The sequence below is a fragment of the Allobosea sp. 01N443 genome (assembly GCF_056399325.1).
In genome coordinates, this window is sequence record NZ_JBFTRC010000311.1 from 1 (window position 1) to 7,632 (window position 7,632).

Consider the following 7,632-nt stretch of genomic DNA (forward strand, 5'->3'; position numbering starts at 1 on the left):
CCGTCGACGCTATCGAAGTCGGTGTCGACCTTCGGCGTCTCGAAGCTGAGATAGTCCTTGTGGCAGAATACCTCGCTCTCGCCGGTGGAAGCGAGGACGATGAACTCGTGGCTGAGGTCGCCACCGATCGGGCCCGTATCGGCACGCATCGGGATTGCCTTCAGGCCGAGCCGGKCGAAGGTCCTGAGATAGGCGGTGAACATGCGGTTATAGGCGTGCCGCGCGCCGGCCTGGTCGAGATCGAAGGAATAGGCGTCCTTCATCAGGAATTCGCGCCCACGCATCACGCCAAAGCGCGGCCTGACCTCATCCCGGAACTTCCACTGAATATGGTAGAGATTGAGGGGCAGGTCCTTGTAGGACTTCACATAGGACCGGAAGATGTCGGTGATCATCTCCTCGTTGGTCGGCCCGTACAGCATGTCGCGGTCGTGCCGGTCCTTGATGCGCAGCATCTCCTTGCCATAGGCGTCATACCGCCCGCTCTCGCGCCAGAGATCGGCCGACTGAATGGTCGGCATCAGAACCTCGATAGCGCCCGAACGATTCTGCTCCTCGCGCACCACCGCGTTGATCTTGTTGAGCACCCGCAGGCCGAGTGGCAGCCACGAGTAGATTCCTGCCGATTGCTGGCGGATCATACCGGCGCGCAGCATCAAGCGATGCGAGACGATCTCGGCTTCCTTGGGCGTGTCACGCAGGATCGGCAGGAAATAGCGGGAAAGGCGCATCGGAAAACTCGTTCGAGGRCAGTACGCGGCTCAGCGCGCAGCGAGTCATGTTGTCCCAGAGACACCATCGCCGCCGGCAAAATGCAAACGCAAATCCGCAGAATACGGAGGAAGATGCCAAACGATCGGCTCGGCTCTCGACTATCGCTAGGTCAGCGCTTCGGGAACTTCGCCTTGAGTTGGCCGCTGACCGCGGATGGCACGAAAGCCGAGACATCGCCCCCCATGGAGGCGATCTGCCGCACAAGCGTCGAAGTGATGTGGCGCGTCCTCGCGGAAGCCGGCAGAAACACGGTCTGCAACTCGGGCACCATGGCCTGGTTCATGCCGGAAAGCTGCATTTCGTAGTCGAAATCGGTGGCGTCACGCAGGCCGCGAATCATGATCGTCGCACCTGCCTCCCTGGCCGCCTGAACGGCGAGATAGTCGAAGGTCACGACTTCGATCGCGACTTTGGCAGCAGCAGCAATCGGGCTTGCAACCTCCCGCAGCAGATGAGCGCGCTCGTCTGCCGAGAAGATCGGGGCCTTGCCCGGGTGGACCCCAATAGCGAGCACCAGCCTGTCGCATAGCCGGCAAGCACCAGCGATCACATCGGCATGGCCATTGGTGATCGGGTCGAAGGATCCAGGATAGAAAGCGGTTCTGCTCATGGGACAGCGTTACCCTCGGGGCATCCTTGCGGCAAGCGCGGCAGCGAACCGGCTCTATCTGAACGACGTCGTCCCGGCATCCTGCTGCGGCACGGACTGCCAGGTCACGGACGGCTCGGTGCGACGATCGACCAGAAGCGCGCTCAGCGCACCGGCGCTGCCCAGGATCAGAGAGACGATCGCCAGGGCAGCTGCGGTCGTGGAGAAGCGCCGCTGAACCATATGCCGGGGGCTGAGATGCATCGGTTTCTCTTTGCGAATCATGGATATAGACGCAATCCCATGGCTGAAGGGCAGCTCCGGCGGAGCCGTGGCTGCTTCATGTCAAAAACATGATTGGTCTTTCGATCGCGTTAGCCCGCAGCGTTAACCATTGCTTGCCATGGCTCCAGGCCCTAAATCCGCGCCATGCTCACGCTCAACGATATCACCTACAGGCTCGGCGAACGGCTGCTCCTGGACCGGGCCAGTGCGGCCCTGCCGGACGGATCACGCGTCGGCCTCGTCGGTCGCAACGGCACCGGCAAGACCACGCTCTTCCGGATCATTACCGGCGATCTCTCGCCTGAGGGCGGTTCGGTCAGCGTGCCGAGGGGCATGCGGATCGGTGGCGTCGCCCAGGAAGCCCCCGGTGGCCCGGAATCGTTGATCGAGGTCGTGCTCGCAGCCGACACCGAGCGCGCGGCCCTGATGAAGGAAGCCGAAACCGCGACCGACCCGCTGCGCATCGCCGAGATCGAGACCCGGCTCGCCGATATCGGCGCGCATGCCGCCCCGGCCCGGGCGGCGACCGTCCTGCACGGGCTCGGCTTCGATGAGGCCGCGCAGCAACGCCCCTGCTCCGATTATTCGGGCGGCTGGCGCATGCGCGTTGCTCTCGCTGCCGTGCTCTTCGCCGAACCGGATCTGCTGCTGCTCKACGAGCCGACCAATTATCTCGATCTCGAAGGCACGCTCTGGCTCTACGACTATCTGGAGCGCTATCCGCACACCGTCCTGGTGGTGAGCCACGACCGCGAACTGCTCGACACCTGTGTCGATCACATCCTGCATCTCGATCAGGGCAAACTCACCATCTATCGCGGCGGCTATTCCTCGTTCGAACGCCAGCGTGCCGAGAAGCAGATGCTGCTCGCGAAGCAGCGCGAGAAGCAGGACGCCGAGCGTAAGCATCTCCAGGCCTTCGTCGATCGCTTCAAGGCCAAGGCCTCGAAGGCGCGCCAGGCGCAATCGCGCGTCAAGCGGCTGGAGAAGATGGAATCGATCGCGACCATCGTCGACCGTGACGTGCAGCCATTCAGCCTTCCGGGGCCGGAGCGGCCGCTCTCGCCACCCATGGTGGTGCTGGATGATGTCAGCGCCGGCTATGGCGAGCGCAAGGTGCTGTCGCGGCTCGACCTCACTTTGCTGCCGGACGATCGGATTGCGCTGCTTGGCTCGAACGGCAACGGCAAATCGACCTTCTGCAAGCTGATCGGCGGGCGGCTCCCACCCCTGTCAGGCGATCTGCGACGTTCGTCGAAGCTTCAGACCGCCTATTTCGCCCAGCATCAGCTCGACGAGCTGCGGATGGAGGAAACGCCGGTCGCGCATCTGCGCGACCTGATGCCTGATGCGCCGGAAGCCAAGGTGCGCTCGAAAGCGGCTCAGATCGGCTTTCCCGCCAGCAAGGCGGATACACCGGTCAAGAACCTGTCCGGCGGCGAAAAGGCGCGGCTGATGCTCGGAATCGCGGCCTTCGGTGGCCCGCATCTGCTCATCCTGGACGAACCGACGAACCATCTCGACATCGACAGTCGCACCGCCTTGGTCAAGGCTATCAACGACTATCCCGGCGCTGTCATCCTGGTCAGCCACGACCGCTTCCTGATCGAAGCCTGCGCTGACCGGCTCTGGCTCGTCGGCGACGGCACGGTGAAGAATTTTGACGGCGACATGGAGGATTATCGCGCCTTCGTCCTCGGAGGCGCCAAGGCAGCCCGTCGCGAGAAGCCCGCAGAGACGGCGAATACCAACAGCAAGGCCGAAGAACGCAAGGGCGCAGCCGTCAAGCGTGTGGCCCAAGGGCCGCTGCGTCAGAAGCTCAACCTGGCCGAGGCACGGATCGCCAAGCTGACCGGATTGATCGAGAAGGTCGATGGCGTGCTAGGCAACGGTGCAGCATTCGCCCGCGATCCGGAAAAAGCCCTGCAGCTCTCGCGCCAGCGTGCGGAATTGTCGGAGGCACTGACGGCCGCGGAGGAAGAATGGCTCGGACTGAGCGAGGAACTCGAGAACGCCTGAAGCGGCCCAGACGATAGGCTCGGGCGAAATCCGAACTATCGTCCGATGCGTAGATCATCCGATCGGATCGCGTATCCGGTCCGATGATCTAAGCTCCTGTGGTGGAATCGGCTTGCTCGAACACCGCAATCCACTGTTCGGGCCGATRCTTCAGCCCTCCCCTTGTCCCGGCTTTACGATTCGGCTGAGGCGGTTGTCGGTGAACATATAGATCTCGCGGCCGCCGGGCTCGGAATAGAGCACCTGCACCTCGCGCTGGCCCTTGCCGCTCTCACCGATGAGGACATCGGTCGGCCGGCCCCCCTTCAATTTCACGAGTTCGCATTCGGTCACGCCCAGCGCGATCTCCCTTGGCAGTGGACGCGTCGACGGATCGAGCGAAACCTCCGCCTCGCAACCGCCATCGGCGGTCAGCATGGCTTCCTGAGTGGATGCGCGGGCTGAAGCGCTGCTGGTTCGCGTACCGCTGGAATCCTGAGTGAAGGAGAAACCGCCAATATCGACGGAACATCCGCCCAGAGCCACAGCGCACACGAACAGAACAGGCACGCTGTCATCCGCGTAGGTCCACAGATGATCGTCCAGCACGCTCGCCCGCTCGGAACTGGAGACCTCGATGACCACCTTCTGGCCGCGCGACAGCGCCCGATCGAGGATGGTCGGGAGAACCTGCTCCAGCGGACGCGACTGAAGATGGAAGAACAGGACTTCCGTCATGAAAGCCCTTTCTTATCAGAGCATTGCGAAACAATGTTTCGAGTGAATCAGGACTCGTAATGATTCGCGACGAGCCGGTCGAGGAGGCGCACGCCCCAGCCCGAGCCCCAGGAGCGATTGGTCTCGCTGTTTGGCGAGCCCATGCCGGTGCCGGCGATGTCGAGATGCGCCCAGGGCGTTTCATTGACATGCCGCTGCAGGAACTGCGCAGCAGTGATCGAACCGCCATAACGCCCGGCCGAGTTCTTCATGTCCGCGAACTTTGAATCGATCATCTTGTCGTAGGCTGCGCCAAGCGGCATGCGCCAGACGGTTTCGCCGGTGGCCTTGCCAGCGACTGCCAGTCGCTCGCACAACTCGTCATCATTCGAGAACAGCCCGGCATTCTCCTGCGCGAGCGCTACCAAAATCGCTCCTGTCAGGGTTGCCAGGTTGATCATGAAGCGCGGCTTGTACTTGTCCTGCGTGTACCAGAGCACATCGGCGAGGACGAGCCGCCCCTCTGCGTCGGTATTGATGATCTCGATGGTCTGCCCTGAAAGCGAGGTGACGATGTCACCGGGGCGTTGGGCGTTGCCATCCGGCATGTTCTCGACCAGCCCAATCACGCCAATCGCATTGACCTTGGCCTTGCGCGCTGCGAGCGCATGCATCAGTCCGGTGACGCAGGCGGCTCCGGCCATGTCCCCCTTCATGTCCTCCATCCCGGTGCCCGGCTTCAGCGAGATGCCGCCAGTGTCGAACGTGACGCCCTTGCCGACGAAGGCGACGGGCCGAACTCCGGGTTTGGCGCCATTCCAGCGCATGACGACGACGCGGCTCTCCCGGCGCGACCCCTGGCCAACGCCAAGCAAGGCCCGCATGCCGATCTTCTTGAGTTGCYTCTCATCGAGAATCTCGACCTCGACACCAATCTTCTCAAGTTTGGCGGCGCGTTCGGCGAATTCTTCGGGATAGAGCACATTCGGCGGCTCGTTCACGAGATCGCGAGCAATCTCGACGCCGCCGGCGACAGCTTCGCAGGCCTTGAGGGCCTTCTTGAGAGCGGCAGGGTCGGGGGTGCGCAGCGTCACGGTGATCGGATCGGCATCGTCGGCTTCGCGGGTCTTGGTTTTGTAACGGTCGAAGACATAGGCCCGGAGCCGCAACCCGAGAGCGACCGCGGCTGCTTGCTCGGCACTGATTTCAACGTCAGGCAGAGCGATGATCACATCGGCCGAGCGGCCACTGCCAAGCTTGCCCGCAACAGCCCCGCCAAGCTTGGCGAAATCGAGCTTATCGTGATCTGCATCAGGTCCGACCCCGATGACGACCAGCCGCTCATACCCGGCCCCGTCCGGCGCCAGCAACGTCATCCCGGAAAACACCTTGCCCTTGAACTTGTCGGCTGCCGCAGCCCTGGCGAGCAGTGCATGAGCGCCCTCTCCGAGCCAATCCTCGGCAAGCTTCGCCGGGGTCAGCTTGTCCGACACGAAAATGACGAGGTCCTGCCCGCCGATGGTGTTCAGGGCTTTGACCTCAAGCTTCAGGCGCTGCGACATAAGCTGCTCACAATTGGCGGGAATAGGGCTCTTCAGGAAGGTCGTGAACATGATGCGAACGATTCCCGTTTGCGCCATGATCGTGGCTATACCATAGGGAGTGTTTGGCGAACCGTCCAAGGGGAGCCTCGAACTGCCCTCGGTTTCACCGGAAGCTAACGCGTGCGTCTTCTCCGTCTCGACCGCTACATCCTGAAGATCGCCGCGGTCGCAGCGATCGTACTTCTGATCGGGCTGACCAGCGTGATCTGGGTGACGCAGGCCCTGCGTGAGGTCGACCTGATCACCGGCAAGGGCCAGACCATCTACATCTTCTTCACGGTGACACTGCTTTCGTTGCCGGCGCTGATCGCGGGCATCGCACCGGTCGCGCTGTTCATGTCGACGCTCTACACGCTGAACCGGCTGAACGGCGATTCGGAGTTGATCGTCATGAATGCGGCCGGAGTCGCGCCCTACCGGCTGACCCGCCCGTTCATCGTGCTGACGCTGGCGACCTCCCTCCTTGTCGGCTGGATGGCGATTTCGGTCATGCCGTCGGGGTTCCGGGCGTTGCGGGACCTGATCACGCTGATCAGGGCCGATTTCGTCGCCAATGTCGTGAAGGAAGGCCAGTTCGTCTCACTCGATTCCGGAGTGACGTTTCACTACCGCGAGCGTTCGGGTGACGCGCTGCTCGGCATCTTTATGCAGGACCGCCGCGACCCCAGCCAACCCTCCGTCTACATCGCCGAGCGCGGCCGGACAGTGGAATCGGACGGCAACAGCTTCCTGATGCTGGAGAAGGGTACCATCCAGCGCGAAGCCAAGAACAAGGAGTCGACTTCGATCATCTCCTTCGAGCGCTACGCGCTCAACCTGTCGGCTCTATCGGGCGAGTCGACAGGCGGCGATGGCGAAGGCAATGGCGACAGGGTGATCTACAAGCCACGCGAACGCACGACCTGGGCCTTGCTGCGACAGGACCCCAATGAAGCCTATTACAAGCTGCAGGCCGGGCGGTTCCGCGCCGAACTGCACAATCGTCTTTCGGCGCCGCTCTACCCGATCGCGTTCATGCTCGTCGCCTTCGCCGCCCTCGGCGAAGCGCGTACGACGCGTCAGGGCCGCAATGTCGCGATCCAGGCAGCGATTTTGATTGTCGGTGCGGTCCGCATCGGCGCCTACGCCGCGTGGACCGCCAGCGTCAGATCGGGTTTTGCAGTCGTCCTGCTCTACCTTCTGCCCCTGGTCACAATCATCTGCTCTACGGCCCTTATCATGTTTGGCGCGTCGCTGAGGCCGCGGCTCAACAAGCTGTTCGAGCCGATCATCCTGTCGCTATCCGCCCTGCCCTCTCGCCTGCGTCGCGCCTGATGCTGCTTGTCTCGACCTTCGGCCGATACCTGACGAAGCGCTTCACACGCGCCATCATCAGCGTGTTCAGCACCTTCTTCTTTCTGATCCTGACGCTCGATTTCGTCGAGCTGATGCGCCGTGCCGGCGATTCGCCGCTCGCGACGACGCCGCAAATCATCAGGCTCGCGCTGTTTCGCGCGCCTGCGGTGGCGGAGCAGATCTTTCCCTTTGCCGTGCTGTTCGGTGGCATGTTCGCACTGCTGACGCTAAGCCGGAAGCTTGAGCTCGTGGTGGCCCGCTCCGTGGGCGTCTCGGCCTGGCAATTCCTGCAGCCGGCCGCATTGGTCGCAGCAGTGATCGGCTTTGTCT

At 62.7% G+C, this 7,632-nt stretch carries 8 protein-coding genes; 3 read left to right on the forward strand and 5 right to left on the reverse strand.

Annotation, left to right across the window (positions count from 1 at the left end; all coding sequences use genetic code 11):
* The 3 genes from proS to AC1DRP_RS35360 form a co-directional block, all read right to left on the reverse strand.
* A partial coding sequence (proS, locus tag AC1DRP_RS35350) for a proline--tRNA ligase (protein WP_476770984.1) occupies positions 1 to 731 on the reverse strand: 731 nt, incomplete at its 3' end.
* A gap of 152 nt (positions 732 to 883) precedes the next feature.
* Positions 884 to 1,384 (reverse strand): pantetheine-phosphate adenylyltransferase, encoded by a 501-nt coding sequence (gene coaD / locus AC1DRP_RS35355; protein ID WP_441505528.1) that lies wholly within the window; start codon positions 1,382 to 1,384, stop codon positions 884 to 886.
* 54 nt (positions 1,385 to 1,438) lie between these two features.
* A complete protein-coding gene (locus AC1DRP_RS35360) occupies positions 1,439 to 1,627 on the reverse strand; it encodes a hypothetical protein (RefSeq protein WP_441505527.1) in 189 nt (62 codons plus the stop codon).
* A gap of 165 nt (positions 1,628 to 1,792) precedes the next feature.
* On the opposite strand from AC1DRP_RS35360, the gene AC1DRP_RS35365 reads away from it, so the two are divergent.
* Entirely contained in the window at positions 1,793 to 3,667 is a 1,875-nt protein-coding gene (locus AC1DRP_RS35365) for an ABC-F family ATP-binding cassette domain-containing protein (protein WP_476770985.1), read from the forward strand.
* A 150-nt stretch (positions 3,668 to 3,817) separates the two neighbouring features.
* On the opposite strand, the gene AC1DRP_RS35370 is transcribed toward AC1DRP_RS35365, so the two are convergent.
* Both AC1DRP_RS35370 and AC1DRP_RS35375 read right to left on the reverse strand, forming a co-directional pair.
* Entirely contained in the window at positions 3,818 to 4,384 is a 567-nt protein-coding gene (locus AC1DRP_RS35370) for a DNA polymerase III subunit chi (RefSeq protein WP_476770986.1), read from the reverse strand.
* 47 nt (positions 4,385 to 4,431) lie between these two features.
* Positions 4,432 to 5,925, reverse strand: a complete 1,494-nt coding sequence (locus tag AC1DRP_RS35375; RefSeq protein ID WP_476770988.1) for a leucyl aminopeptidase — start codon at positions 5,923 to 5,925, stop codon at positions 4,432 to 4,434.
* A 162-nt stretch (positions 5,926 to 6,087) separates the two neighbouring features.
* On the opposite strand from AC1DRP_RS35375, the gene lptF reads away from it, so the two are divergent.
* Positions 6,088 to 7,281: an LPS export ABC transporter permease LptF gene (gene lptF / locus AC1DRP_RS35380; protein WP_441491841.1), complete on the forward strand. Its 1,194-nt coding sequence runs from the start codon at positions 6,088 to 6,090 to the stop codon at positions 7,279 to 7,281.
* Positions 7,281 to 7,632: LptF/LptG family permease (locus tag AC1DRP_RS35385; RefSeq protein WP_476770987.1), on the forward strand; the 352-nt coding region annotated here is incomplete at its 3' end. The genes lptF and AC1DRP_RS35385, both read left to right, overlap by 1 nt.

Excerpts from the sequence above, each read along its gene's own strand:
- coaD (WP_441505528.1), bottom strand. The coding sequence starts at position 1,384 with ATGAGCAGAACCGCTTTCTATCCTGGATCCTTCGACCCGATCACCAAT.
- AC1DRP_RS35360 (WP_441505527.1), bottom strand. The coding sequence starts at position 1,627 with ATGCATCTCAGCCCCCGGCATATGGTTCAGCGGCGCTTCTCCACGACC.
- AC1DRP_RS35370 (WP_476770986.1), bottom strand. The coding sequence starts at position 4,384 with ATGACGGAAGTCCTGTTCTTCCATCTTCAGTCGCGTCCGCTGGAGCAG.